Source organism: Sphingomonas sp., from assembly GCF_017304635.1.
Classification (GTDB): Bacteria; Pseudomonadota; Alphaproteobacteria; order Sphingomonadales; family Sphingomonadaceae; genus Sphingomonas.
Map to the genome: position 1 here is coordinate 266,133 of NZ_JAFKMA010000001.1, position 25,066 is coordinate 291,198.

Annotated in this window: 25 protein-coding genes; 11 read left to right on the forward strand and 14 right to left on the reverse strand. The window is 67.3% G+C overall.

Annotated elements, in window-relative coordinates:
* Nucleotides 1-64 precede the first annotated feature (64 nt).
* From J0I47_RS01270 to J0I47_RS01280, 3 genes are all read right to left on the reverse strand, one after another.
* On the reverse strand, nt 65-334 hold the full coding sequence (locus J0I47_RS01270; protein WP_294044630.1) for a PilZ domain-containing protein: 270 nt from the start codon (nt 332-334) through the stop codon (nt 65-67).
* Nucleotides 331-486, reverse strand: a complete 156-nt coding sequence (locus tag J0I47_RS01275) for a hypothetical protein (protein WP_294044631.1) — start codon at nt 484-486, stop codon at nt 331-333. Before J0I47_RS01275 ends, J0I47_RS01270 begins: the two co-directional genes overlap by 4 nt.
* A 102-nt stretch (nt 487-588) precedes the next feature.
* A complete protein-coding gene (locus J0I47_RS01280; RefSeq protein ID WP_294044632.1) occupies nt 589-1,434 on the reverse strand; it encodes an aspartyl/asparaginyl beta-hydroxylase domain-containing protein in 846 nt (281 codons plus the stop codon).
* A 170-nt stretch (nt 1,435-1,604) separates the two neighbouring features.
* On the opposite strand from J0I47_RS01280, the gene J0I47_RS01285 reads away from it, so the two are divergent.
* Nucleotides 1,605-4,532 carry a M16 family metallopeptidase gene (locus J0I47_RS01285; protein ID WP_294044633.1) on the forward strand — a complete coding sequence of 976 codons (2,928 nt, stop codon included), beginning with the start codon at nt 1,605-1,607 and terminating at the stop codon, nt 4,530-4,532.
* A gap of 119 nt (nt 4,533-4,651) precedes the next feature.
* On the opposite strand, the gene J0I47_RS01290 is transcribed toward J0I47_RS01285, so the two are convergent.
* Genes J0I47_RS01290 through J0I47_RS01300 form a run of 3 tightly spaced genes read right to left on the reverse strand, consistent with a single transcriptional unit; the run spans nt 4,652 to nt 9,337 of the window.
* Nucleotides 4,652-6,433: a long-chain fatty acid--CoA ligase gene (locus J0I47_RS01290; protein ID WP_294044634.1), complete on the reverse strand. Its 1,782-nt coding sequence runs from the start codon at nt 6,431-6,433 to the stop codon at nt 4,652-4,654.
* Nucleotides 6,434-6,490: 57 nt separating this feature from the next.
* Complete coding sequence (ggt, locus tag J0I47_RS01295) at nt 6,491-8,272, reverse strand: gamma-glutamyltransferase (RefSeq protein WP_294044635.1); 1,782 nt, start codon at nt 8,270-8,272, stop codon at nt 6,491-6,493.
* Between the two features lie 39 nt (nt 8,273-8,311).
* On the reverse strand, nt 8,312-9,337 hold the full coding sequence (locus J0I47_RS01300) for a quinone-dependent dihydroorotate dehydrogenase (protein WP_294044636.1): 1,026 nt from the start codon (nt 9,335-9,337) through the stop codon (nt 8,312-8,314).
* A gap of 296 nt (nt 9,338-9,633) precedes the next feature.
* On the opposite strand from J0I47_RS01300, the gene J0I47_RS01305 reads away from it, so the two are divergent.
* The 9 genes from J0I47_RS01305 (at nt 9,634) to J0I47_RS01345 (ending at nt 15,857) form a co-directional block, all read left to right on the forward strand.
* Nucleotides 9,634-10,062 carry an SUF system Fe-S cluster assembly regulator gene (locus J0I47_RS01305; protein WP_294044637.1) on the forward strand — a complete coding sequence of 143 codons (429 nt, stop codon included), beginning with the start codon at nt 9,634-9,636 and terminating at the stop codon, nt 10,060-10,062.
* The gene (sufB, locus tag J0I47_RS01310; protein ID WP_294044638.1) at nt 10,062-11,525 is read left to right on the forward strand and encodes a Fe-S cluster assembly protein SufB; all 1,464 of its coding nucleotides are present in this window, start codon (nt 10,062-10,064) and stop codon (nt 11,523-11,525) included. Before J0I47_RS01305 ends, sufB begins: the two co-directional genes overlap by 1 nt.
* Nucleotides 11,522-11,935: a hypothetical protein gene (locus J0I47_RS01315; protein ID WP_294044639.1), complete on the forward strand. Its 414-nt coding sequence runs from the start codon at nt 11,522-11,524 to the stop codon at nt 11,933-11,935. Before sufB ends, J0I47_RS01315 begins: the two co-directional genes overlap by 4 nt.
* A 46-nt stretch (nt 11,936-11,981) precedes the next feature.
* A complete protein-coding gene (locus J0I47_RS01320; RefSeq protein WP_294044640.1) occupies nt 11,982-12,212 on the forward strand; it encodes a hypothetical protein in 231 nt (76 codons plus the stop codon).
* Nucleotides 12,212-12,955 carry a Fe-S cluster assembly ATPase SufC gene (gene sufC, locus J0I47_RS01325; RefSeq protein ID WP_294044641.1) on the forward strand — a complete coding sequence of 248 codons (744 nt, stop codon included), beginning with the start codon at nt 12,212-12,214 and terminating at the stop codon, nt 12,953-12,955. The genes J0I47_RS01320 and sufC overlap by 1 nt, the downstream gene beginning before the upstream one ends.
* 2 nt (nt 12,956-12,957) lie before the next feature.
* The gene (locus J0I47_RS01330; RefSeq protein WP_294045831.1) at nt 12,958-13,710 is read left to right on the forward strand and encodes a SufD family Fe-S cluster assembly protein; all 753 of its coding nucleotides are present in this window, start codon (nt 12,958-12,960) and stop codon (nt 13,708-13,710) included.
* 118 nt (nt 13,711-13,828) lie between these two features.
* A complete protein-coding gene (locus J0I47_RS01335) occupies nt 13,829-15,040 on the forward strand; it encodes a cysteine desulfurase (RefSeq protein WP_294044642.1) in 1,212 nt (403 codons plus the stop codon).
* A complete protein-coding gene (locus J0I47_RS01340; RefSeq protein ID WP_294044643.1) occupies nt 15,037-15,504 on the forward strand; it encodes an SUF system Fe-S cluster assembly protein in 468 nt (155 codons plus the stop codon). Before J0I47_RS01335 ends, J0I47_RS01340 begins: the two co-directional genes overlap by 4 nt.
* Nucleotides 15,504-15,857 carry an iron-sulfur cluster assembly accessory protein gene (locus J0I47_RS01345; protein ID WP_294044644.1) on the forward strand — a complete coding sequence of 118 codons (354 nt, stop codon included), beginning with the start codon at nt 15,504-15,506 and terminating at the stop codon, nt 15,855-15,857. The genes J0I47_RS01340 and J0I47_RS01345 overlap by 1 nt, the downstream gene beginning before the upstream one ends.
* Here J0I47_RS01345 and J0I47_RS01350 read toward each other — a convergent pair.
* The 7 genes from J0I47_RS01350 to J0I47_RS01380 all read right to left on the reverse strand — a co-directional run bounded on the left by J0I47_RS01350 (nt 15,854) and on the right by J0I47_RS01380 (nt 21,514).
* Nucleotides 15,854-16,159 (reverse strand): DUF1905 domain-containing protein, encoded by a 306-nt coding sequence (locus tag J0I47_RS01350; protein ID WP_294044645.1) that lies wholly within the window; start codon nt 16,157-16,159, stop codon nt 15,854-15,856. The two genes, J0I47_RS01345 and J0I47_RS01350, sit on opposite strands and share 4 nt — an antisense overlap.
* Nucleotides 16,156-16,608, reverse strand: coding sequence for a MaoC family dehydratase (locus J0I47_RS01355; RefSeq protein ID WP_294044646.1), 453 nt, complete (start codon nt 16,606-16,608; stop codon nt 16,156-16,158). Before J0I47_RS01355 ends, J0I47_RS01350 begins: the two co-directional genes overlap by 4 nt.
* Nucleotides 16,608-17,075, reverse strand: coding sequence for a GNAT family N-acetyltransferase (locus J0I47_RS01360; protein ID WP_294044647.1), 468 nt, complete (start codon nt 17,073-17,075; stop codon nt 16,608-16,610). Before J0I47_RS01360 ends, J0I47_RS01355 begins: the two co-directional genes overlap by 1 nt.
* A gap of 121 nt (nt 17,076-17,196) precedes the next feature.
* Complete coding sequence (locus J0I47_RS01365) at nt 17,197-19,131, reverse strand: acetyl/propionyl/methylcrotonyl-CoA carboxylase subunit alpha (RefSeq protein ID WP_294044648.1); 1,935 nt, start codon at nt 19,129-19,131, stop codon at nt 17,197-17,199.
* A gap of 22 nt (nt 19,132-19,153) precedes the next feature.
* Nucleotides 19,154-19,375 carry a hypothetical protein gene (locus J0I47_RS01370; protein WP_294044649.1) on the reverse strand — a complete coding sequence of 74 codons (222 nt, stop codon included), beginning with the start codon at nt 19,373-19,375 and terminating at the stop codon, nt 19,154-19,156.
* 4 nt (nt 19,376-19,379) lie between these two features.
* Nucleotides 19,380-19,913 (reverse strand): hypothetical protein, encoded by a 534-nt coding sequence (locus J0I47_RS01375; RefSeq protein WP_294044650.1) that lies wholly within the window; start codon nt 19,911-19,913, stop codon nt 19,380-19,382.
* A complete protein-coding gene (locus tag J0I47_RS01380; RefSeq protein WP_294044651.1) occupies nt 19,913-21,514 on the reverse strand; it encodes a carboxyl transferase domain-containing protein in 1,602 nt (533 codons plus the stop codon). Before J0I47_RS01380 ends, J0I47_RS01375 begins: the two co-directional genes overlap by 1 nt.
* 101 nt (nt 21,515-21,615) lie before the next feature.
* Between J0I47_RS01380 and J0I47_RS01385 the strand changes: the two genes are divergently transcribed.
* On the forward strand, nt 21,616-23,691 hold the full coding sequence (locus tag J0I47_RS01385; protein ID WP_294044652.1) for a M13 family metallopeptidase: 2,076 nt from the start codon (nt 21,616-21,618) through the stop codon (nt 23,689-23,691).
* A 139-nt stretch (nt 23,692-23,830) separates the two neighbouring features.
* Here the strand turns inward: J0I47_RS01385 and J0I47_RS01390 are convergent, their stop codons facing one another.
* Nucleotides 23,831-24,982: an isovaleryl-CoA dehydrogenase gene (locus J0I47_RS01390; RefSeq protein WP_294044653.1), complete on the reverse strand. Its 1,152-nt coding sequence runs from the start codon at nt 24,980-24,982 to the stop codon at nt 23,831-23,833.
* Nucleotides 24,983-25,066: the final 84 nt, after the last annotated feature.

Sequence of the window (25,066 nt, forward strand, 5' to 3'; positions counted from 1 at the left end):
GATGCGTGCGCGGATCAAGCGGGCGACGCGAAACGCTGCGTTGCTCGGAGCCTGCCCGCGCGGATCAGAAGCTGAAATGCAGTCCGATCATGTCGGCCTCGACCCACATCGCGACGGCGTTGCGCTTGGGCGCGCCGTCCTCGGTCAGCGTCACGTCGTCGCCGACCCGCAGGCCGCACGGCGCCTGGATGCGCGCGCCGGTGTCGGACACGTCGTGGATCGTGCAGCGCGCGGTACCGTAGCCGCGATGCGAGACCCAGGCGATCGTGCCGGTGCGCCGCCGCACCGCGCTGCGCCGGTCACGACCTGTCGCTTGCGCCATCGTGCCGGTCATCGGCCCGTTTCCCCACCGACGCTCGCGCCGCCCGCGCGGGCGCTCTGCCCGGTCGCCGTTGCTGGTCCCCACGACCCGTCGAGCAAGCGGTCGTGGCTCGACACCACGTCGCGTGCGATGACGACCACCAGCGGGGAAAGCGCGATCTTCAATCCCGATCTCGACACCATAGCATTGGAGCCACGATGCCTAGCGCGGGGCGGTAAAGATTTTCCTGACGGATAGTCGGGCGAAGAATAGGTCGCGCCGAGGCGTCAGATATCCAGGTGTTTTACTGCAGCATTCCACGCCGTCACGTTGTCGCGTGCTTCCTGCACGAAGGCGGAGCGGCGGACGATGTTCAGGAACGTCTCCGCGATCCAGCGGCCGGGATTGCGCAACGGACGCTTGATCTGGATGAGCAGCACGACGCGGATACTGGCGGCGTCGTTCCAGACCTCATGGTCGTAGGTGTCGTCGAACACCAGGGTCTCGCCTTCGGCCCAGCGAACGATGCGATCGTCGATCCGCATCCGCACGTCGCCGTCGCGCGGCACGATCAGGCCGAGGTGACAGGTGATGAGTCCCTTGGTCACGCCGCGATGGGGCGGGATGTGCGTGCCCGGTGCCAGGATCGAGAAGAACGCGCTGTTGAGATCGGGAATCTCGGCGACGGTCGCGCTGGTCACCGGGCAGCGTGCCAGATTCTCCTCGACGCTGTAGCCATAGCCCCACAGGAAGAAGCTGCGCCACATGTCGATCGGCGCGATCGCGCGGTGATCGGGCGAGACGCTGGCGAGCGAGGGGGAGTTGCGGCCGAGCGCGACGGCGATCGCCTCGTCGCGGATCGCCTGCCAATTGTCGCGCAGCGCCTGCGTCCACGGAAAGTCGCGCACGTCCAGCACGGGCTCGTTCGACACCAGCGACGATCCCGCGATCAGGCGGTCGAAGAACCCACGGAAATGCTTGCCGTAACGGATGATGCGGGGGCGCTTCGCCATGGCCGCGCGTTCGGCCTCGGCATCGGGCAACCGCGCGCCCGACAGCATCGCCAGGTCGGGCACGGCATCGTGCGCGATGCTGACGCCGTCGTTGCGATCGATCGTGCGATGTGCGGTCACCAGTCCAAGCCTTTTCGAGCGACGGCACCGGATATAGGAGGCCGACGCCGTGCCGCGACTGCCTATGGGTCAGATTGGACCAAAAGATGGCCGTTTTCGTGACATGGCGTGACAGGTGTCGCGCGCCAGCCATTGCCCGTTCAGGGAGCGATCCCTAAAACGGTCCATATATGACGTCTTCCCGTCGCGCGTCGCGCCTCCCGCTTTTCGTCGTCCTGTCGCTGGGACTTACGCTTCCCGCCATCGCGCAGGAGGTCGCGCGCAAGGCGGTTCCCGCGCCGGTCGCGACGACGCCGACCGTCCGGCCCGAAGTCGATCGCTCGCCCTGGCTGTTCAAGGGCAGCGACATCACCCCCGATCTCAACTGGCATTTCGGCACGCTGCCCAACGGCCTTCGCTATGCCGTGCGCAAGAACGGCGTGCCGCCGGGACAGGTGTCGATCCGCGTCCGCATCGATGCCGGCTCGCTGTACGAGGACGACAACCAGCAGGGCTACGCCCACTTCATGGAACACCTCGTGTTCCGCGGCAGCAAGTACGTCGCCGACAATGAAGCCAAGCGGACGTGGCAGCGGCTGGGCGCGACCTTCGGCAGCGACACCAATGCCGAGACCAGCTTCACCCAGACGGTGTTCAAGCTCGATCTGCCCGCCGCGACCCCCGCGACCGTCGACGAAAGCCTGCGCATCCTGGCCGGGATGATGGAGGCGCCGTCGTTCGACGATACCGTGGTCAATTCCGAGCGTCCGGTCGTCATGGCGGAACAGCGCGAGGCGCCGGGACCGCAGGTTCGCTACGGCGACGCGATGCGCGCGACGATCTTCGCCGGCCAGCCGTTTGCCACGCGATCGCCGATCGGGACCGTGAAGAGCCTGCAGGCGGCGACCGCGGCGTCGTTGCGCGCGTTCCACGACAAATGGTACCGGCCCGACCATGCCGTCGTCATCATCTCGGGCGATATCGACCCAGTGCTGCTCGAGACGCTGGTCGACAAGAATTTCCAGAGCTGGAAGGGGGCGGGCGCCAACCCCGCCGATCCCGATTTCGGCACGCCGTCGCCCAAGGAGCCGACCACCGGTACGCTGGTCGAAGCCGGCATGCCGACCCTGGTGTCGACCGCGGTGCTGCGCCCGTGGCACTTCAACGCCGACCTCGTCCTGTTCAACCAGAAGCGGTTGGTCGACCAGATGGCGGTGCAGGTCATCAACCGCCGGCTGGAAACACGCGCGCGCGCCGGGGGCAGCTTCGTCCAGGCCGGAGTCAGCCTCGACGACGTGTCGCGGTCGGTCAACGGCACCTTCGTGTCGATCCAGCCGGTCGGCAACAATTGGGAGCAGGCGCTGAAGGACGTCCGCGCGATCATCGCCGACGCGATGACTCGCCCGCCGAGCCAGGCCGAACTCGATCGCGAGCTCGGCGTCTATGATTCGGCGATGAAGAATCAGGTCGATACCGCGCGCGTCGAAGCCGGTTCGGCGCAGGCGGACAACATGGTCAGCGCGCTCGACATCCGCGAGACGGTGGCCTCGCCCGAAGTGTCGTACAAGATCTTCACCGACGCGCGCGAGAAGGGGATGTTCACCCCGGCGTCGATCCTGGCGTCGACCAAGCGCATCTTCCAGGGCGACGCGACGCGCGCGTTCGTGTCGACCCAGACGCCGGACGCCGCCGCCGCGACCAAGCTGACCGCCGCGCTCAACGCCGACGTGTCGAAGCTGGTGCCGAAGCGCAATGCGGTCGCCGCGATCGATTTCTCGAAACTGCCCCCGCTCGGCCCGATCGGCATGGTCGTCGCTCGCGAATCGATCGCGCAGCTCGACATGCAGAAGGTCGTCTTCGCCAACGGCGTGCGGCTGATGCTGTACCCGAACGACGGCGAGACCAATCGGGTCTATGTCCGGGTGCGCTGGGGTCGCGGCTATGGCGCGTTGCCGGCCAATCGCGTCAGCCCGGCCTGGGCGGGCGATCTGGCGCTGGCCGCCAGCGGGATCGGTTCGATCGGTCAGGAACAGCTCGACCAGCTGATGTCCGGCCGTCGGTTGGGCATGGATTTCAACATCGACGACGATGCGTTCTCGTTCGTGTCGGTCACGTCGCCGGCCGATTACAAGGATCAGTTGCGCCTGCTCGCCGACAAGCTCGCGACGCCGGGCTGGGACCCCTCGCCGGTGCTGCGCGCGAAGGCCGTGCTGGCGACGGGTTATGCGACGCTCGGATCGTCGCCGTCGGGCGTGCTCAACCGCGACCTCGATTACTACCTTCACGACCGCGACCCGCGCTGGGGCCTGCCGCCGGCGCCGGTCGTGTCGGCGCTGACCCCCGGCCAGTTCAAGGCGTTCTGGCAACCGCTCATGGCGACCGGCCCGATCGAGGTCCAGGTGTTCGGTGACGTCAAGGCGGAGGATGCGATCGCCGCGGTCGCGCAGACCTTCGGCGCGATGAAGCCGCGCGACGCGGTCACCACGCCGCCGCCGCCGGTCCGCTTCCCCGCGCACAATGCGACGCCGCTGGTGCGGACGCATACGGGGCAGGAGGACCAGGCCGTCGCGCTGATCGCCTGGCCGACCGGCGGCGGTGTCGCGGGCGCGTCGGAGGGGCGCAAGCTCGACATCCTAGCGCAAGTGTTCAGCGACCGTCTCTACGATCGCCTGCGCACGGCTTCGGGCGCGAGTTACAGCCCCAGCGTCAATTCGACCTGGCCGGTGGGCGCGCCGAGCGGCGGACGGATCATGGCGATCGGCCAGGTGCCGCCCGACAAGACCGACCTGTTCTTCCGCCTGTCGCGCGAGATCGCCGCCGACCTCGCCAAGAACCCGATCACCGCCGACGAGCTCCAGCGCGCGAAGGAACCGATGCAGCAATATGTCCTGCGCGCGTCGACCGGGAACACGTTCTGGATCCAGCTGCTCGCGGGCGCGACCTACGATCCCAAGCGGATCGATTCGGCGCGGTCGATCCTGTCCGATTACCAGACCGCGACCTCGGCGGAATTGCAGGCGGTGGCGGCGAAGTATCTCCGCCCCGACACCGACTGGACGATGGAAGTCCTGCCGGCGAAGGTCGCGGCCAAGCAGGGGGTGAAGACGGCGGAGCGGTGAGTCTTTAGCTCACCGCAGGCCGTCATTGCGAGCGTAGCGTAGCAATCCAGCGCCCCACGCGCGGCCCTGGATTGCTACGCTACGCTCGCAATGACGAATTGGCAGTCCGGGTCGGCTAGTTAGCTCTTGTACAACGCGTCCAACCTTGCCCCGTACACGTCCTTCAGCACGTGCCGACGGATTTTCAGGCTCGGTGTCATCTGTTGATTCTCGATCGTGAACGGCTCATCCGCCAGGATGAAGCGGCGGACGCGTTCGATCACCGACAGGTCCTTGTTCACCCGCTCGACCGCCGCCATCAGCGCCGCGCGATAGTCGAGGTCGTCGATCAGCGCCGTCGCGCTGCACGCCGCCCCCGTCCGCGCGCACCATTCCTGGGTCCATTCGGGATCGGGCACCAGCACCGCGACCATGTAGGGCCGGCGGTCGCCCGCGATCATCGCCTGCCCGATCTCGGGCTGTAGCGTCAGCATCCCCTCGACCTTCTGGGGCGAGACGTTGTCGCCCTTGTCGTTGATGATGAGGTCCTTCTTGCGGTCGGTGATCTTGATCCGCCCGCGATCGTCGATCTCGCCGATATCGCCGGTGTGGAGCCAGCCGTCCTTCAGCACGCGAGCGGTCTCTTCGGGGTTGCGCCAATAGCCGTGCATGACGAGTTCGCCGCGCACCAGGATCTCGCCGTCGTCGGCGATCCGCACCTCGACCTCGTCGAGCGGCGGACCGACCGTATCCATCTTGAGGCCTGCGCGCGGGCGGTTGCACGAGATCACCGGCGCCGCCTCGGTCTGGCCATAGCCTTGCAGGAAGGTCAGCCCGAGCGACTGGAAGAAGATGCCGATCTCCGGGTTGAGTGGGGCGCCCCCCGACACCATCGCCTTGATCCGTCCGCCGAAGCGCTTGGCGATCTTGGGCTTCAGCAGCGCGCTGACGATCAGGTTCATCGGCTGGTCGTAGAGCGGCACGCCGCCCGCCGCCTTCTTGCCGCCGATCGCGACCGCGCGGTTGAGCAGGTAGTTGGACAGGCCGCCCTGCTTCTCGACCGACTTGACGATCCGCGTGCGCAGAACCTCGAACAGGCGCGGCACCACGACCATGATCGTCGGGCGCACTTCCTCGATGTTGCTCGCCAGTTTCTCCAGCCCCTCGGCGTAGAAGATCTGCGCGCCGAGCCCGATCGGGAAATGCTGGCCGCCGGTATGTTCGTAGGCGTGGGAAAGGGGGAGGAACGACAGGAAGATTTCGTCGTCCCAGCCGAAATCCTCGGCGATCAGCGTGCAGCACGCCTCGACATTGTGCAGGATCGCGCCGTGATGCTGCTGCACGCCACGCGGCGCGCCGCCAGTGCCGCTGGTGTAGATGATGCACGCGAGATCGTCGCGCGTCGCGGTCGACACGACGTCGGACGGATCGGTCGGGTGGTCGGCGATCAGCTGGCGCCAGCTATGATATTCCAGCGCGCTCTGGCCGATCCGCATGTCGTCGATGCCGATCACGATCTTCGCCTCGCTCGCACGGATCGCGGCGGGGAGGAGGGGGCGGGCCAGCTTCGCGTTCGACACAATGATCGCGCGCGCGCCCGAATTCTCGATGATGTGGGTGTGGTCGCGCTCGGTATTGGTGATGTAGGTCGGCACCGTCACGCAGCCGGCGGCCATGATCGCCAGGTCGCTGATGCACCATTCGGGCCGGTTCTCGCTGACCAGCATCACGCGGTCGCCCGGTTGCAGGCCGATCGCGCGGAGCCCGGCGGCCAGGCTCGCGACCTGTTGCGCCACGTCGACCCAGCTCAGCGACACCCATTCGTCGCCGACCTTGTGCCCCAGGAACGGACGGTCGCCGGCGGCGGTCGCGCGCGCGAAGAACATCGCGACCAGGTTGGGAAACTTCTCGATCTGCCGCATCCGGCTCCTCCTTCGCGACGCGCCGCATTCGGCTGCGCCATCCCCCTTTTGCGCTGGTTATTCGGGCGGGCGAAAGCCCTTCGCCTCGAACCGCTTGATGACCGTAGTGCGGCCGTCCTGGCTCATCGCGACGCCCTCGCTGCGCGGATCGGCAGCGCCGACCCAGCGATTGCCGACGCGCTCGATCGCATTGGCCTTCAGGCCGAGCGGGGCGACCACGATCTTCTCGCCCAGTGCGCGCAACGCCGGCACCATCGCCTCACGTTCGGTGCCGGCCTCGGCCATCGCGGTCTCGCCGGGCGCGAAGATCAGGCCGAGCCCGATCGCGTCCTGCGCGCTCAGCTTCCAGTCGATCACGCCGACGATCGCCTTCGCCACCTGTGCGATGATCGTCGAGCCGCCCGCCGCGCCGATCGCCAGCCGGACCTTGCCGTCGGGGCCGTAGACGATCGTCGGCGCCATCGAACTGCGCGGGCGCTTGCCGCCCTGCACGCGGTTGGCGACGAGGTAGCCGTTCTTTTCCGGCACGATGTCGAAGTCGGTCAGCTCGTTGTTCAGGACGATGCCGTCGACCGACAGACCGGAGCCGAACGGCCCCTCGACGGTCGTGGTCACCTCGACGACGTTGCCGGCCTTGTCGGTGACGACGAGGTCGGTGGTGCCCGGTGTTTCGCGTGGCGTCGCGCGGATGCGTGGCGGGGCGCCGGGGGGCTTACCCGCGACCGGCTTGTCGATCGACCGGTCGGGCGAGATCAACGCCGAGCGCGACACGATGTAGCTGCGGTCGAGCAGGCCGGCGAGCGGCACCTGCACGTAATCGGAATCGCCCAGATACATGTCGCGATCGGCGTAGGCGAGGCGCGAGCTTTGCGAGAACAGGTGCCAGGCGACCGGCGAATCCTTGCCCAGCTTCGCCATGTCGAACCGTTCGAGCTGCTTCAGGATCATCAGCACGGTGAACCCGCCCGACGACGGCGGCCCCATTCCGCAGATGCGATAGACGCGGTACGTCCCGCACAGCGGCGGACGCGGCTTGGCGCGGTAGCTGGCGATGTCGGTCAGCGTCATCTTCGACGGGTTACGCTGCGCGGAGTTCACCGTGGCGACGATCCGGCCGGCGGTCTCGCCGCGGTAGACGGCATCGGGGCCCGTCCGCGCGACCCGGTCGAACAGGTCGGCCTGGGCCGGGTTTCGGATGACCGTGCCGGCCGCGGGCGGGTTGCCGTTCGCGTCCATGAAGATCGCGCGCGTGTCGGCATCGATGTGCCGTGCGAACTGGGTCAATCCGTTGACCAGCCGGGGCGAGGCGGCGAAGCCCTGCCGCGCCAGCCGGATCGCCGGCTGGAACAGCCGCGCCCAGGGTAGCTTGCCCGATTGCGCATGCGCCATCGCCATCACGCGGAGTTGGCCCGGCACGCCGACGCTGCGCCCGCCGGGCACCGCCGCTTCGTGCGACAGCGGGTTGCCGCCGGCATCGTAGAACCATTTGTCGTCGGCGGCGGCCGGCGCCGCCTCGCGCCCGTCGATCGTCGCGACCTTGCCGGTCGCGGCGTCGTGACGGACGTAGAAGGTGCCGCCGCCCATGCCCGAGCTTTGCGGCTCAACCACGTTGAGCGCCAGCATCGTCGCGATCGCCGCGTCGGTCGCGCTGCCGCCGGCGTTGAGGATCTCGACCCCCGCCGCGACCGCGCGCGGATCGGCGGCGCTGACCATGCCCTGCGCAGGCGTGCGTAGGGTCGCGGCGACGGCGGGCCGGGTGCGCTGGCGCGCCGGGGCGGTCGTCGGGATCGACGCCGCGATCGGCAGGAGCAGCAGGGCGGCGGCGAGCGATCTCTTCATGCCGCGAACCCTAACGACGAGGGCGCGCGTGGCAACCCGTTACGCAGTGCCCACCGCGTCGGCGATGCTCGCGAAACCGTCTCGCGCGAGCAGGGTGGCGAGATCGCGCAGGACGCGGACCGGCAGGCCGGGCCCTTCGTAGACCAACGCTGTGTAGAGCTGGCACAGGCTCGCGCCCGCGCGGATGCGGGCATAGGCCTCCGCCCCGCTGGCGATGCCGCCCGCCGCGACCAGAGGCAGCGCGCCGCCGGTCGCCGCGCGGAAGTCGCGCAGCCGTTGGGTGGCGAGGGCAGCGAGGGGGGCGCCCGACAGGCCGCCTTGCTCGGCCGCGTTCGCCGATCGAAGCGCGGGGCGGCCGACCGTGGTATTACCGACGATCAACGCGTCGATCCCAGCGGCGAGCGCGGCGCGCGCAATCTCGTCGATCTGCGCCGGCTCCTGGTCGGGTGCGACCTTCAGGAACAGCGGCGTGGTCCCTCGTGCCGCAGCCGCGCGCGTCAGCAGGTCGGTCAGCGCCGGCCCGTGTTGCAGGTCGCGCAGGCCCGGCGTGTTGGGCGAGCTGATGTTGATGGTGACGTAATCGGCGACCGGCGCGGCAGCGGCGACGCCCGCCTCGTAATCGGCGATGCGGTCGGTCGCGTCCTTGTTGGCGCCGACGTTGATGCCGAGCAGCCCGCGCCGCCTGGCCGCCTTGGCGCGCGGTAAGGCGGCGGCGAGCCCGCCATTGTTGAACCCCATCCGGTTGATGACCGCGCGATCCTCGACCAGCCGGAACAGCCGCGGACGCGGATTGCCCGGCTGTGGCAACGGGGTCAGCGTCCCGATCTCGACCGCGCCGAACCCGAGCCCGAAGAAGCCCGCGATCGCGCGCCCGTCCTTGTCGGCCCCGGCGGCGAGCCCGAGCGGATTGGGAAAGTTCAGTCCCGCGACCGTCACCGGCATCGCGGGCGGCGTCGCGGCGACCGGCGTTCCCACCGCTCCCCATGCCGCCAGCATGTCGATCGTCAGGCCATGGGCGCGCTCGGCATCGATCGCGAACAGCAACGGGCGCAGCGGAAAGGCCATGGCGCGCGCATGGCATCGCCGCGCGCCGCCGCCAACCGCAAACTCGTTCCCGACGTCGGATTCGTCCAATCCGCCGCCGGCGCGACTCGCTAGGTTATGCTCGCGACCCGAGGAGCTCCCTTCACCGGGAGCTCTCGACTTAACGGCCCGGTCTTCCTGGGGGGACCGGGCCGCTTTTCGTTTGCCGGGTTGACGCGAGCGGTCCGCGCGACCATTTGGCAATCGGATCGAATTGATCCGATTTGAGAACCGTTCGCAACAGCCCTTTTTCGCTGTTGCGCCTAGGGCTAACCGGAATGCGCCTGTCCAGCCTCGCCGACTATGCGGTCGTGATGATGTCCGCCGCCGCGCGCCATTGCGGCGGGGCCGGCCGGCTGAACGCGACCGCGCTGGCGGAGGAGACGGCGCTGCCGCTGCCGACGGTGCAGAAGCTGGTCAGCCGGCTGTCCGCCGCCGGTCTGATCGAAAGCCAGCGCGGGTCGGGTGGGGGTTTCCGCCTGTCGCGTCCCCCGGCCGCGATCAGCCTTGCCGAGATCGTCGAGGCGATCGAGGGGCCGATCGCGATGACGGCCTGTGTCGATCATGGCGCGCACGATTGCTGCGTCGAGGAGAATTGCCGCGTGAAACCGCACTGGAATGTCGTCAATGGCGCGGTCCGCGGCGCGCTGGCCGGGGTGAGCCTCGCCAGTCTGGCCTCCCCGGTGCGCATGGCGGAGATCGCGTGATGGCCACCAAGAATGCCGAGGCGTACGCCGCCGTCGCCAAGAAGTACGAATGGGGCTTCGCGACCGACATCGAGCAGGACTTCGCGCCCAAGGGGCTGAGCGAAGATACCGTCCGCTACATCAGCGCCAAGAAGAACGAGCCCGAATGGATGCTCGACTGGCGGTTGAAGGCATATCGCCGCTGGCTGACGATGGCGTCGCCCGACTGGGCCAAGCTGAACATCCCGCCGATCGATTATCAGGACGCGTATTACTACGCGGAGCCGAAGGCGAAGAAGACGATCGCGAGCCTCGATGAGCTCGATCCCGAGATTCGGCGGACGTACGAGAAGCTCGGCATCCCGATCGCTGAGCAGGAAGTGCTGGCGGGGGTCGAGGGCGCGCGCAAGGTCGCGGTCGATGCGGTGTTCGACAGCGTGTCGGTGGCCACCACGTTTCGCGAGGAACTGAAGTCGGCCGGTGTCATCTTCCTGTCGATCAGCGAGGCGATCCGCGAATATCCCGAGCTGGTGAAGAAGTGGCTCGGCAAGGTCGTGCCGCAGCACGACAATTACTTCGCGACGCTCAACAGCGCGGTCTTCAGCGACGGCACCTTCGTCTATGTGCCCGAGGGCGTGCGCTGCCCGATGGAGCTCAGCACCTATTTCCGCATCAATGCCGAGAATACCGGCCAGTTCGAACGCACGCTGATCGTCGCCGACAAGGGCGCGTACGTGTCGTACCTGGAGGGCTGCACCGCGCCGATGCGCGACGAGAACCAGCTCCACGCCGCCGTCGTCGAGCTGGTCGCGCTCGACGATGCCGAGATCAAATATTCGACCGTCCAGAACTGGTATCCGGGCGACGAGCACGGCGTCGGCGGCATCTACAATTTCGTCACCAAGCGCGCTTTGTGCCAGGGCAAGAACAGCAAGGTGTCGTGGACCCAGGTCGAGACCGGCAGCGCGATCACCTGGAAATATCCGAGCTGCGTGCTGGCGGGCGATGGCTCGGTCGGCGAATTCTATTCGGTCGCGGTGACCAACAATCGCCAGCAGGCCGATACCGGGACCAAGATGATCCACCTCGGCAGGAACACTCGTTCGACCATCGTGTCGAAAGGGATCAGCGCCGGCCATTCCGACAACACCTATCGCGGGCTGGTCCGCGTCGCGCCGACCGCGGAAGGCGTACGCAACTTCACCCAATGCGACAGCCTGCTGCTCGGCGACCAGTGCGGCGCGCGCACCGTGCCGTATATCGAGGTGCGCAACCCGAGCGCGCAGATCGAGCATGAGGCGACCACGTCGAAGATCAGCGACGATCAGTTGTTCTACGCGATGCAGCGCGGGCTCGATCAGGAGGCGGCGGTTGCGCTGATCGTCAATGGTTTCGCGCGCGAGGTGCTGCAGCAATTGCCGATGGAATTCGCGGTCGAGGCGCAGAAACTGCTCGGCATTTCGCTTGAAGGGAGCGTCGGATGATCGCCGCCCTCGCCCTCGCCCTCGCCCTCGCCCTCGCCAGCGCGGCGTTGCCCGATCAGGGTCAGACCGATTTCGACGCCTATGCCAAGGCGGTCGAGAAATGCGACCGCAAGGTCGTCGCGGAAACGGTCAGCGAATCGGTCGCGCGGCACAGCCGGTTCCTGATCGACGCTTATAAGGAACAGCGCGCCATCGCGGTCGCGCGGCTTGACATCGCCGACCGCCGCCGCAAGCTGCACGCCGGCGAACGCACGCCCGACACGGAAGCGGCGCTATCGCTGCTCGGTGAAACGCTCGACGACCGCCAGCACGCGCTCGACGACCAGCGCCGGCTCGATCAGATGGAACAGGACATGGTGAGCTACTTCCGCTCGCAATATCTGACGCGCTGCGCGGGGCGGGGGTCGTGATGATATTGAATTTATTGAAAACTTGTCGAGCGGAAGGCCTTGGTTGATGATCCGTATTTTTGTTCAGGCCTACGATAATGCTGGAGAGCCGTTGGTAGCGAATCACTATTCTTTTGCGAATATCCCGAGAGTTGGAGAGTACGTGATCGTCGACGACGGCACACAAAAAGATCTTCAACTTCGCGTTGTCGCCGTCACTCATCACTCTGAACCGCTGGACGATGAGGCAATGTCCCCGATCAGCTATGTTCAGCTAAATTGTGAGTTAGTTGACTGATGCTCCAAATTAACAACCTCCACGCCGAAATCGACGGCAAGCCGATCCTCAAGGGCCTCGACCTCTCCGCGAAGGCGGGCGAGGTGCATGCGATCATGGGGCCGAACGGTGCGGGTAAGTCGACGCTCGGATACGTGCTCGGCGGGCGGCCGGGATATGCGGTGACCGACGGATCGGTGACCTTCGACGGGGCCGACCTGCTCGACATGGAGCCGCACGAGCGCGCCGCCGCCGGTCTGTTTCTCGGTTTTCAGTATCCGGTCGAGATTCCCGGCGTGTCGAACGTCCAGTTCTTGCGCGAGGCGCTGAATAGCCAGCGGCGGGGACGCGGCGAGGCGCCGCTGTCAGGTGGCGACTTCCTGAAGCTCGCCCGCGCGCAGGCGGCGGCGCTCGGCATGGATGCGGAGATGCTGAAGCGGCCGGTCAATGTCGGTTTTTCCGGCGGCGAGAAGAAGCGCAACGAGATGGTGCAGATGGGCATCGTCGCGCCGCGCCTCGCGATCCTCGACGAGACCGACAGTGGGCTCGACATCGACGCGTTGCGCGTGGTCGGCGACGGCATCAACCGGATCATGCGCGGGCCGGACAAGGCGGTGGTGCTCATCACGCATTACCAAAGGCTGCTCGATTACGTGCAGCCCGATTTCGTCCATGTGCTGGAGGCCGGGCGGATCACGCGCTCGGGCGGGCCGGAACTCGCGTTGCAGCTCGAGCGCGAGGGATACGGGTCGGTGGCGGCGTGACGCTGGCGCTCGCCACCTTGCCGACGCGGCGCGACGAGGCGTGGCGCTACAGCGACCTCGACGCGCTGGCGACCGCATGGCCGACGCCGCCGGTCGAGACGATCCGCGTGGCGGCCGGCGAGGCGATCGCGCGCGTGATCGTGCAGGATGCCGGCGACGATGCGGCGGTCGTGCGCGATTTCAGCGTCGAGCTGGAGGCCGGCGCGCAGGCGACGTTCCATGTCCTCAACACCGGCGGCAAGCTCGGTCGCGTGACGATCGACGTGACGGCCCGCGAGGGCGCGCATTTCGAGCTCGGCGCGGCGATCATCGGCGGGGGCGAACAGACGCTGGAGATCGTGACTCGGCTCAACCATGTCGAGCCGAACGCGACGTCGAACCAGGTCGTCCGGTCGGTGCTGGGCGGCAAGGCGACCGGCAGCTATCTCGGCAAGGTCGCGGTCGCGCGAGGCGCGCAGAAGACCGACGCCAGCCAGTCGGTCAAGGCGATGCTGCTGACGCGCACCGCGACCGCCAACGCCAAGCCGGAGCTGGAGATCTTCGCCGACGACGTGAAGTGCGCGCACGGCGCAACGGTCGGCGAGCTCGACGACAATGCGCTATTCTACCTGCAAAGCCGCGGGATCGCGCCGGCCGAGGCGAAGGTGCTGCTGCTCAAGGCGTTCGTCGGCAGCGTTTTCGACGGCATCGCCGACGCGGACGAGCGTGCGCGGGTTGAGGCGGCAGCGCAGGCGGCGTTGGAGCGAGTGCTGTAATGCACGGAAGGCCAATCACCTTCCGTCATGCTGAACTTGTTTCAGCATCCATCGAATCACACACGACGCCGTCGCTGGTGGAGAAATGGACCCTGAAACAAGTTCAGGGTGACGGAATATGAGTGTCTTGGCATCCACCCGCCGCCTCGACGTCCTTGCCGACTTTCCGGCGATCCCGGCGGGCTGGCACTATCTCGACACCGCCGCGACCTCGCAGAAGCCGCAGCCCGTGCTCGACGCGATCGCGCGGGCCTATGGCGAGGATTACGCGACCGTCCATCGCGGCGTGTACCAGCGCTCCGCCGACATGACCCTCGCCTACGAGGCGGCGCGGCGGCGCGTGGCGGGCTTCATCGGTGCGCAGCCCGAGGAATGTGTGTTCGTGCGCGGCGCGACCGAGGGCATCAACCTCGTCGCGCAGAGCTGGGCGGGCACGCAACTGAAGGCAGGCGACCGCATCTTGCTGTCCACGCTCGAGCATCATTCGAACATCGTGCCGTGGCAGCTGGTCGCCGAGCGCATCGGTGCCGCGATCGACGTCGTGCCGCTGACCGACGACGGCCGGGTCGATCTCGACGCGATGGCGGCGATGATCGGGCCGCAGCACAAGCTGGTCGCGCTGGCGCACGTGTCGAACGTGCTCGGCTCGGTGCTCGATGCCCGGCGCGCGGTCGAGATCGCGCACGCGGCCGGCGCGAAGATTCTGCTCGACGGGTGTCAGGCGGTGCCGCGGATGGCGGTCGACGTCGCCGCGCTCGGTTGCGATTTCTACGTCTTTTCCGGGCACAAGCTCTACGGCCCGACCGGGATCGGCGTGCTGTGGGGCCGCGCCGACCTGCTCGACGCGATGCCGCCGTATCAGGGCGGCGGGTCGATGATCGACCGCGTCAGCTTCGCGCGCACGACTTACGCCCCGCCGCCGGGCCGGTTCGAGGCGGGCACGCCGCATATCGTCGGCGCGGTCGGGCTGGCGGCGGCGATCGATTATGTCGAGGGGATCGGGCTCGACCGCATCCACGCGCACGAGACGGCTTTGGTCGCCGCGACGCGCGAGCGGCTCGGCGCGATCAACTCGGTGCGGCTGTTCGGGCCGGCCGACGCCGCCGGGATCGTCAGTTTCGCGGTGGAGGGGGTGCATCCGCACGACGTCGCCACCATCTTGGACGAAGGTGCGGTGGCGATCCGCGCCGGGCATCACTGCGCGCAGCCGCTGATGGACGCGCTCAGCGTGCCGGCGACCGCGCGGGCGAGCTTCGGTGTCTATTCGAGCGTCGCCGATGTCGAGGCGCTCGCACAGGGAATTGAACGGGTTACGAGGATCTTCGGATGAACGATGTGAGGAAGATCGCGATCGAGGAAGTCGCGTCGGTGGCGCCGCCGCCCAAGGCGCGGGTAGAGGAAACGGCGACCGAGACGTTCGAGCGCAAGCGTGACTATCTCGCCGGTTTCCTGGCGCAGAAGCCGGAACCGCTGGCGGGCGGCGAGCCGGGCGGGGCGCTGTACGAAGCGGTGATCGACGCGCTGAAGGAAATCTACGATCCCGAAATCCCGGTCAACATCTACGATCTCGGGCTGATCTACGACGTAACGGTGACCGACGACGCGCATGCGATGGTGACGATGACGCTGACCACGCCGCACTGCCCGGTCGCGGAATCGATGCCGGCCGAGGTCGAGCTTCGTGTCGGCAGCGTCCCCGGCATCGCGATCGCCGACGTCAATCTGGTGTGGGACCCGCCCTGGGATCCGCAGAAGATGTCCGACGAGGCGAAGCTCGAATTGGGAATGTTGTGATGGCGACCACGCTGCGACAACGTCCCGCTGCCGTGAAGCTGACCGATCGCGCCGAGGCGCGCGTGGCGGAATTGATGGCGAAGGCGCCGGCCGACGCGATCGGCGTCAAACTGTCGACCCCGCGCCGCGGCTGTTCCGGCCTCGCTTATTCGGTCGATTACGTGACCGCCGCCAACCCGATGGACGAGCGGATCGAGACGCCGGGCGGCACCTTCTTCGTCGATGGCGCGTCGGTGCTGTATCTGGTCGGATCGACGATGGACTGGGTCGAGGATGACTTCGCCGCCGGCTTCGTGTTCGAGAATCCCAACGCCAAGGGCGCGTGCGGGTGCGGGGAGAGCTTTACCGTCTAGCGGCGTGCGATCGTCATCGCGACCCGCACCGTATCGCCGAGCGCGATATCGAGTTGCCGCCGGACGGCGACCTTGATCGGCAGCAGATAGCCGCCGTCGCGCGGAAACAGCGACGTGGTGAAATCGACTCCGCCGATCCGGGCGGTGACCGGCACGCACCCCCAGCCGTAACTGGCCTCCCGCGCTGCCCATTTGACGTCGCCGATCTGCGCCTCGGGGATCGTCGCGAACAGATACGGCGGTGGCCCGCGCCACTCGACGACCGCCGCTTCGAACGCGAGTTCGAGCAGCGGTTCGCTCATGCGCCTTTCCGCATCAACAACGCCGTCCGCAGGCACTCGCACACCACTTCGTCGCGCTGGTTGAGCATGCGGTGGCGCCACGTGACCAGCCCGGCATTCGGCCGCGACTTGCTCTCGCGCAGGTCAGTGACCTCGCTCGTTGCGCGCAAGGTGTCGCCGATGAACACCGGCTTCGGCATCACCAGTTTGTCGTAGCCCAGGTTCGCGACGAGCGTGCCCATCGTCGTTTCGGCAACGGTGATGCCGACCATCAGGCTGAACGTGAAGGTGCCGTTGACGAGGATGCGGCCGAACTCGGAGGCCGCGGCCGCCTCGGCGTCGAGATGGAGCGGTTGCGGATTGTGAGTCATGGTCGACCACAGCAGATTGTCGGTCTCCGTCACCGTGCGGCGCAGCGGATGCTCGATCGTCTCGCCGATCGTCCATTCGTCGAAATGCTTGCCCGGCATCAGGCGGTCTCCAGATAGAGCTTGAACCCGGCATGGCTCTTCGCCCAGCCGAGCCGTTGGTAGAAGCGATGCGCCGCGACGCGATCGTTGTTCGAGGTCAGCTGCGCCACGAAGCAACTGTGCGCGCGGAACCAGTCGACCGCCCAGTCGATCATCTGCTCGCCGATCCCGCCGCTGCGATGCGCGGCGGCGACGCGCACCGCCTCGATCTGGCCGCGCCATGCGCCGTGGTTGAGCAGGCCGGGGAGGAGGGTGAGCTGCATCGTGCCGAGGATTGCGCCGTTGGTTTCAACGACGATCAGGCGGTGGGCGGGATCGGCGTGGATCGCGTCGAACGCGGCGACGTAAGGCGAGGCGAGCGGTTCGCGTGGATCGTCGGCGCGCCCGCCGATCTGGTCCTCGGCGAGCATCGCGACGATGGTTGGGAGGTCGCTGCTGGTGGCGTCGCGATAGGTGAGGGGAGTCACACTGCCTCTCCAAATCCGTCATGCCGGGCTCGTCCCGGCATCCACCCATCCACGCGCCTCATTGCTCATGGCACGGTGGACCCCGGCACGAGGCCGGGGTGACGGCTGTGGAGCGGATAGGTCACTCTGCCTTCTCGATCCGCGCGAGCAGCGCGTCGACCTGCACCTGCGCGCCGGCTTCGGCGTTGAGTTCCGCGACCGTCCCGTCGAACGGCGCGACCAGGCCGTGCTCCATCTTCATCGCCTCGAGCGTCAGCAGTTTCTGTCCCTTGGTCACCGCATCGCCTGCCGCAACCTCGACCACCGTCACCCGCCCCGGCATCGGCGCCAGGATCGCACCATCGCCGGCCGCGCCAGTGACACCTCCACGCACAGCCACGGGTTCGAAACGCCACGTCGCTCCTTGCATGGTGGCCAAGATCGCATCTCCATCACGATCGATCACCGGGTAAGCGCGCTGATCGAAGGTCGCGCGGTTACCGAGGAAGCCGTCATAGTGCATTGAGCGATCTTGCAAGTGAACGCGCATTTGTGGTGCGGCATTCAAGCGAAACCCGCTGAGCCCACCACGTGCCTTGCCGACCAGAATTTCCGCAACGAGGTCGAGCAACCATTGTGGCGGATTCATTTCGAACACGACATCTTCAGCGTGTTGTTCAATGAAACCGGTATAAACGCGGCCTGCTGTGAAGTCGGGATCGACGAGAAGCGCGTGCAAGAAGGTCGCGTTGGTACGTAACGGCCAAATCTGCGCATCGGCGACCAAGCGGGCCAAACCGAGCGCAGCCGAGCGGCGGTCAGGTGCATGGCAAATGATCTTGGCGATCATCGGGTCATAGAAGGGTGAAACCGTATCGTCCTGCTGGACACCGGTTTCGATGCGGCCGGTGCCGGGATAGTCGTTCTCGTGCTCGATGCCGCGCACCTCGTCGCGCCAGCGCGTCGGACGGATGCGGTTGGTGAGTTTGAAGCGATCGAGTCTCCCCACCGAAGGGAGGAAGCCGTTTTCGGGATTTTCCGCATACAGCCGCGCTTCCATTGCCCAGCCGTGGATGCTCAGCTCGTCCTGCCGCTTGGGCAGGGGCTCGCCCGATGCCACCCGCAGTTGCCACTCGACGAGGTCCTGCCCGGTGATCTCCTCGGTCACCGGATGCTCGACCTGGAGGCGGGTGTTCATCTCCATGAACCAGATGCGGTCGGCGCGCAGGCCCTCGCTCGCGTCGGCGATGAACTCGATCGTGCCCGCACCGACATAGTCGACCGCGCGCGCGGCGTTGACCGCGGCCTGGCAGACAGCGGCGCGCGTCCCCTCGTCCATGCCGGGGGCGGGGGCTTCCTCTATCACCTTCTGGTGGCGGCGTTGCAGTGAGCAGTCGCGCTCGAACAGGTGGACGACGTTGCCGTGGGTGTCGCCGAACACCTGCACCTCGATATGGCGCGGGCTCAGGATGTATTTCTCGATCAGCACGCGGTCGTCGCCGAAGCTCGCCGCCGCCTCGCGCTGGCACGAAGCGAGCGCGTCGCGGAACTCCTCGCCCGCATCGACGCGCCGCATGCCCTTGCCGCCGCCGCCCGCGACCGCCTTGATGAGCACCGGGTAGCCGATCTTGTCGGCTTCCGCCTTCAGGTGATCGGGCCGCTGGTCCTCGCCGAGATAGCCCGGCGTCACCGGCACGCCGGCGGCGATCATCCGTTCCTTGGCGGCGTCCTTCAGGCCCATCGCGCGGATGCTGGCGGGGTTGGGGCCGACCCAGATCAGCTCCGCATCCTTCACCGCCTGCGCGAAGTCTGCATTCTCGCTCAGGAAGCCATAGCCGGGATGGATCGCCTCGGCCACCGTCGCCTTGGCCGCGGCGATGATCTTGTCGCCGACCAGATAGGATTCGAGCGCCGGGGAGGGGCCGATATGCACCGCCTCGTCGGCCTGGCGGACGTGCAGCGCGTTCGCGTCGGCATCCGAATAGACCGCGACGGTGCGGATGCCCATCGCGCGGGCGGTGCGGATGATGCGGCAGGCGATCTCGCCGCGATTGGCGATGAGGAGCGAATGGATCATGCGGCGGTCTCGTCTGGGCGTCTCAACACAAGGATACGATCGGATGCTGGCTGGCGGCGATCAGGACCTTGCCCTTGTCGTCGGTCAGGCGGGTGAGATGGACGCCGCGGTAGCGGGCGGCGGCGACGGCAGCGTCGATGCCGCCGTGCCGTGCGATCGAGCTTTCCAGCCGCTGGCTCATCGTCGCTGATCCGTCGGCCACCGCGTCGAGCCACGCATCGATCCAGTCCTTCCCGTCGCTCATCGCCTCATCCCTGGCACCCGGTCGTCCGTTGCGACCACGTCACGTTGAGGACCTTCCACGCGCCACCCTCCCGCACCAGGTCGAACAGGTCATAGCCGCAATGTTCCGGCGCGCCGTTCTTCATCACGGTGTAGCGCGCCCAGACGAACGCGACGTCGCCGTCGATCTCGATCGCGGGGTCGAACAGGCGCTCCTCGTAGCGGTTGCCGTCGGGCTTGAGCCGGCTCGCGAAATCGGACCAGCTCAGGTGGCGGACGCCGCGGCGGCCATCGGGCGCCTCGAGCGCGACCGCGACGACCCCTTCCGGTCGGGTCGCAGCCAGCACGGCGCCGCCGTTATTGGTCTCCAGCGCCTTCAGGATCGCCGTGACCGGCGCCATCACCTGTCCCTCTTCGCTGGTCGGCGGGGGGAGAGGGGTGGCCCGGGGCAGCGGCGCGACCGGCGTGGTCTGGGCGAGCGCGAGCAGGAAGGGCAGCGGCGCGACCGGCGTGGTCTGGGCGAGGGCGAGCAGGAAGGGCAGCATCATCATGGTCTCCATCACATCCGGAACACGCCGAAGCTCTGGCGCTCCGGGATGGGTGCGTTGAGCGTGGCGGCGAGGGCGAGGCCGAGCACGTCGCGAGTCTGCGCGGGGTCGATGATGCCGTCGTCCCACAGCCGCGCGGTCGCGTGCCAGGGCGAGCCTTGCGCTTCGTAATCGTCGCGGATTGGTTGCTTGAACGCTTCGGTCTGCTCCGGCGTCCACGTCGCCGCGTCGCGGTGGACCGTCGCCAGCACTGATGCGGCCTGCTCGCCGCCCATCACGCTGATCCGGCTGTTGGGCCAAGTGAACAGGAAGCGGGGGCTATAGGCGCGACCCGCCATGCCGTAATTGCCCGCGCCGAAGCTGCCGCCGATCAGCACGGTGATCTTGGGCACGGTCGCCGTCGCGACCGCAGTGACGAGCTTGGCGCCGTGCTTGGCGATCCCCTCCGCTTCGTATTTGCCGCCGACCATGAAGCCGGAGATGTTCTGGAGGAAGAGGAGCGGGATACGGCGTTGCTGCGCGAGTTCGATGAAGTGTGCGCCCTTGACCGCGCTTTCGCTGAACAGCACGCCGTTATTGGCCAGGATCGCGACCGGCATGCCCCAGATGTGCGCAAAACCGCAGACCAGCGAACTGCCGTAGAGCGCCTTGAACTCCTGGAACTCCGACCCGTCGACCAGCCGCGCGATGATCTCGTGCACGTCGTAGGGCGCACGGACATCCTGCGGGATGATGCCGTAGAGATCGTCGGCGGCGAACTTCGGTGGGCGTGCCTCGCGCAGATTGACGTCGGCGCCGGTCTGCTGCGGTAGCATCGAGACGATGTCGCGGACGATGGTCAGCGCATGTTCGTCATTCTCGGCCAGATGATCGACCACGCCCGACTTGCGTGCGTGCAGGTCGCCGCCGCCCAGATCCTCGGCCGAGATCACCTCGCCGGTCGCGGCCTGGACTAGCGGCGGGCCGGCGAGGAAGATCGTGCCCTGGTTGCGGACGATCACGCTCTCGTCGCTCATCGCCGGGACGTACGCGCCGCCCGCGGTGCAGCTGCCCATGACGCAGGCGATCTGCGGGATGCCCTTCGCCGACATGTTGGCCTGGTTGAAGAAGATGCGCCCGAAATGGTCGCGGTCGGGGAATACCTCCGCCTGATGCGGCAGGTTGGCGCCGCCCGAATCGACCAGGTAGATGCACGGCAGCCGGTTCTGTTCGGCTATCTCCTGCGCGCGCAGGTGCTTCTTGACCGTCATCGGGTAATAGGTGCCGCCCTTCACCGTGGCGTCGTTGCAGGCGATCATCACCTGCCGCCCCGACACACGGCCGATCCCGGCGATGATGCCCGCGCCCGGCACTTCGCCGTCATAGAGGTCGCAGGCAGCGAGCTGCCCGATCTCCAGGAACGGCGAGCCGGGATCGAGCAACCGCTCGACCCGGTCGCGCGGGAGCAGCTTGCCGCGCGCGGTATGGCGCTCGCGCGACTTCGCGTTCCCGCCCAGCGCCGCCGTCGCGACGTCTGTCCGCAGCCGCGCGGCAAGTGCCTGATTGTGCGCGACATTGGCGCGGAACTGCTCGCTGTCGGATGACAGCTTGGTGTCGAGGACGGGAGCGCTCATGCCCGCCTGCCTAGCCCCGCGGTGCGGCCAAGGGAAGCGCTGGTACCGATCGGCACGTTGGTGTAGCCAATCGGTCATACACCGATAGGAAGAGGTCACCGATGAAGCGTTCCATCCTTGCCGCCATGCTGCTCGCCACCACCGCCGGAGGCGTCGCGGTCTGGCAGGCGCCGGCGATCGCGCAAAGCGTCGGCGGCACCATGTCGGGCGTCGACCAGACGCTCATTGACCGCGCCGCCAGGCCCGGCGACGATTTCAACCAATATGCCAACGGCACGTGGCTGAAGACGGCGGAAATCCCCGCCGATCGCTCGTCGGTCGGGGTCGGGCTCGACGTTTCGAAGGTCGCCGAGGCGCGCAACGCCGACATCATCAGGAATGCGGGCGCCGCGCGCGCCAAGCCCGGCAGCGACCTGCAACGGATCGCCGATTACTATGCGGCCTATCAGAACACCGCCGCGATCGACGCGCGGGGCCTCGTGCCGGTGCAGCCGATGCTGGCGAAGATCGCCGCGATCTCGACTCGCAGCCAGCTGTCGGCGGCGATCGGCGGGGCGATGCTGGCCGACACCGATCCGTTCAACAACAACAATTACGCGTCGACTAACGACCTGTTCGGGCTGTTCGTCAGCCAGGATCTCAACCGCCCGACGGTCAACGTGCCGTATTTGATGCAGGGCGGGCTGGGGCTGCCCGATCGCGACTATTACCTGTCCGACAGGAAGGAGATGGCGCAGATCCGCGACGCCTATAAGGCGTATCTGGTGGGTCTGTTCACGCTGGCGGGGATGAGCGATCCGCAGGCGCGCGCGAACCGCGTCTTCGCGCTGGAAACGAAGATCGCCGCGGCACAGACCGACATCGTGACCGCGCAGGACGCGCACAAGGGCGACAATCCGTGGAAGCGCGCGGACTTCGCGACCAAGGCGCCGGGGATCGACTGGGCCGCGTTCTGGACCGCCGCGGAACTGCCGCGCCAGCAGGATTTCATCGTCTGGAACCCGGAAACCACCACGAAATTGTCGGCGCTGGTCGCCAGCGAGCCGATCGGATCGTGGCGCGACTGGATGGCGTTCCACAAGCTCAACGGCCTGACCTCGGTCCTGCCCAAGGCGTTCGACGACGCCTCGTTCGAGTTCAACGGCAAGGAACTGAGCGGCGTGCAGGCGCAGCAACCGCGCGAGCGGCGCTCGATCGCCGCGGTCGGCGGCGCGCTCGGTTACGAGGTCGGCAAGATCTACGCCGCGAAATATTTCCCCGCCTCGTCGAAGGCGGCGATCCAGGCGATGGTCAAAAACATCGTCGCCGCGTTCGACCGCCGCATCGTCGCACTCGACTGGATGAACCCGGCGACCAAGGCGGAAGCACGCAAGAAGCTGTCGGTACTGATTGTCGGCGTCGGCTATCCCGACCGCTGGCCGGTGCGGCCGTTCTTCGCCGTTCGCGCCGACGATCCGGTCGGCAATCTGGAGGGCGCGCGGCGCTCAAGCTATCGCTACGCCATCAACAAGCTCGGCCAGAAGCCCGATCGCGGCGAATGGTGGATGACGCCGCAGACTGTGAACGCGGTCAACCTGCCGTTGCAGAACGCGCTCAACTTCCCGGCGGCGATCCTCAACACGCCGTATTTCGATCCGCGGTTCGACGCGGCGGCGAATTACGGCGCGATCGGCGCGGTGATCGGCCACGAGATCAGCCACAGCTTCGACAATCTGGGCAGCGATTTCGACGCGACCGGCAAGCTCAACAATTGGTGGACGCCGACCGACCTCGCGCGGTTCGAGGCATCGGGCAAGGCGCTGGTCGCGCAGTATAACGCGTACGAGGCGCTGCCCGGGCTGCACCTCAACGGCGAGCAGGAACTGGGCGAGAACATCGCCGACACCGCCGGGCTGACCGCGTCGTACGAAGCGTATCACGCCTCGCTCGGCGGCAAGTCGGCGCCGGTGATCGACGGCTTGACCGGCGACCAGCGCTTCTTCCTGGCCTTCGCGCAGAGCTGGCGGACGAAGATGCGCGAGCGTTCGCTGCGCGCGCGGATCGCGACCGACGTCCATGCGCCGGCACCCTGGCGGATCGAGACGGTGCGCAACCTCGACGCGTGGTACGACGCGTTCGCGGTCAAGCCGGGCGACAAGCGCTACCTGGCGCCGAAAGACCGCGTGCACGTCTGGTGAGCTGAAAACACCCTCTCCCGCCGGGAGAGGGTCGAACCACGCAGCGGCGAGGGGTGAGGGACAAGTCGAAACGCTTTCGACCCAGTCCTCACTCTTCCGGCGCTGCGCGCCTCCCTCCCTCTCCCGATGGGAGAGGGATTTACGCCGCTCCGATCAATTCCCGGCCGATCAGCATCCGCCGGATCTCGTTCGTCCCCGCCCCGATATCGAGCAGCTTGGCGTCGCGCAGGAAACGCTCCACCGGCCAGTCCTTGGTATAGCCGGCACCGCCCAGCGCCTGGACCGCTTCGCCCGCGACCTTGAACGCATTCTCGCTCGCCAGCAGGATCGCGCCGGCCGCGTCGAACCGCGTCGTCTTGCCCGCGTCGCACGCCCGCGCGACCGCGTAGACGTAGGCGCGTGCCGAGTTGAGCGCGACGTACATGTCGGCGACCTTGGCCTGCATCAGCTGGAACGACCCGATCGCCTTGCCGAACTGCTTGCGCTCACGCAGATACGGCACGACCACATCAAGGCACGCCTGCATGATGCCGAGCTGGATGCCGGCGAGCACGGTGCGCTCGTAATCGAGCCCCGACATCAGCACGCCGACCCCGCCGTTCAGCGGACCCATCAAATTCTCCTCGGGCACTTCGCAATCGTCGAACACCAGCTCGGCGGTCGGGCTGCCACGCATGCCCATCTTGTCGATCTTCTGCCCGATCGAGAAACCCGGCATGCCCTTCTCGATCAGGAAGGTGGTGATCCCGCGCGAGCCCTCGCCGGTCTTGGCGTAAACCACCAAGGTATCGGCGTAGGCCGCGTTGGTGATCCAGAACTTCGTCCCGTTGAGCACATAGCGGTCGCCCTTGTGCTCGGCGCGCAGCTTCATCGACACGACGTCGGAGCCGGCATTGGCCTCCGACATCGCCAGGCTCCCGACATGCTCGCCGGAGATCAGCTTGGGGAGGTACTTCGCCTTCTGCTCGGGGCTCGCCCAGCGGCGGATCTGGTTGACGCAGAGATTGGAATGGGCGCCGTAGCTAAGGCCGATCGAGGCACTCGCGCGCGACACTTCCTCGCACGCGATGACATGCTCGAGATAGCCGAGCCCGAGCCCGCCATATTCCTCCTCGACGGTGATGCCGTGCAGTCCGAGCTCACCCATCTGTGGCCACAATTCGGTCGGGAACCAGTCCTCGTGGTCGATCTTCGCGGCGAGCGGTGCGATCCGGTCGGTCGCGAAGCGCTGCGTGGTCTCGCGGATCATGTCGGCGGTCTCGCCGAGCGCGAAGTCGAGGGTGGCGTCCATCATTCTCTCCAAAATCCGCGGCCGTCACCCCGGCCTTGTGCCGGGGTCCACCGTAAGGCACATCCGCTGTGCGTTGCGCTAGAA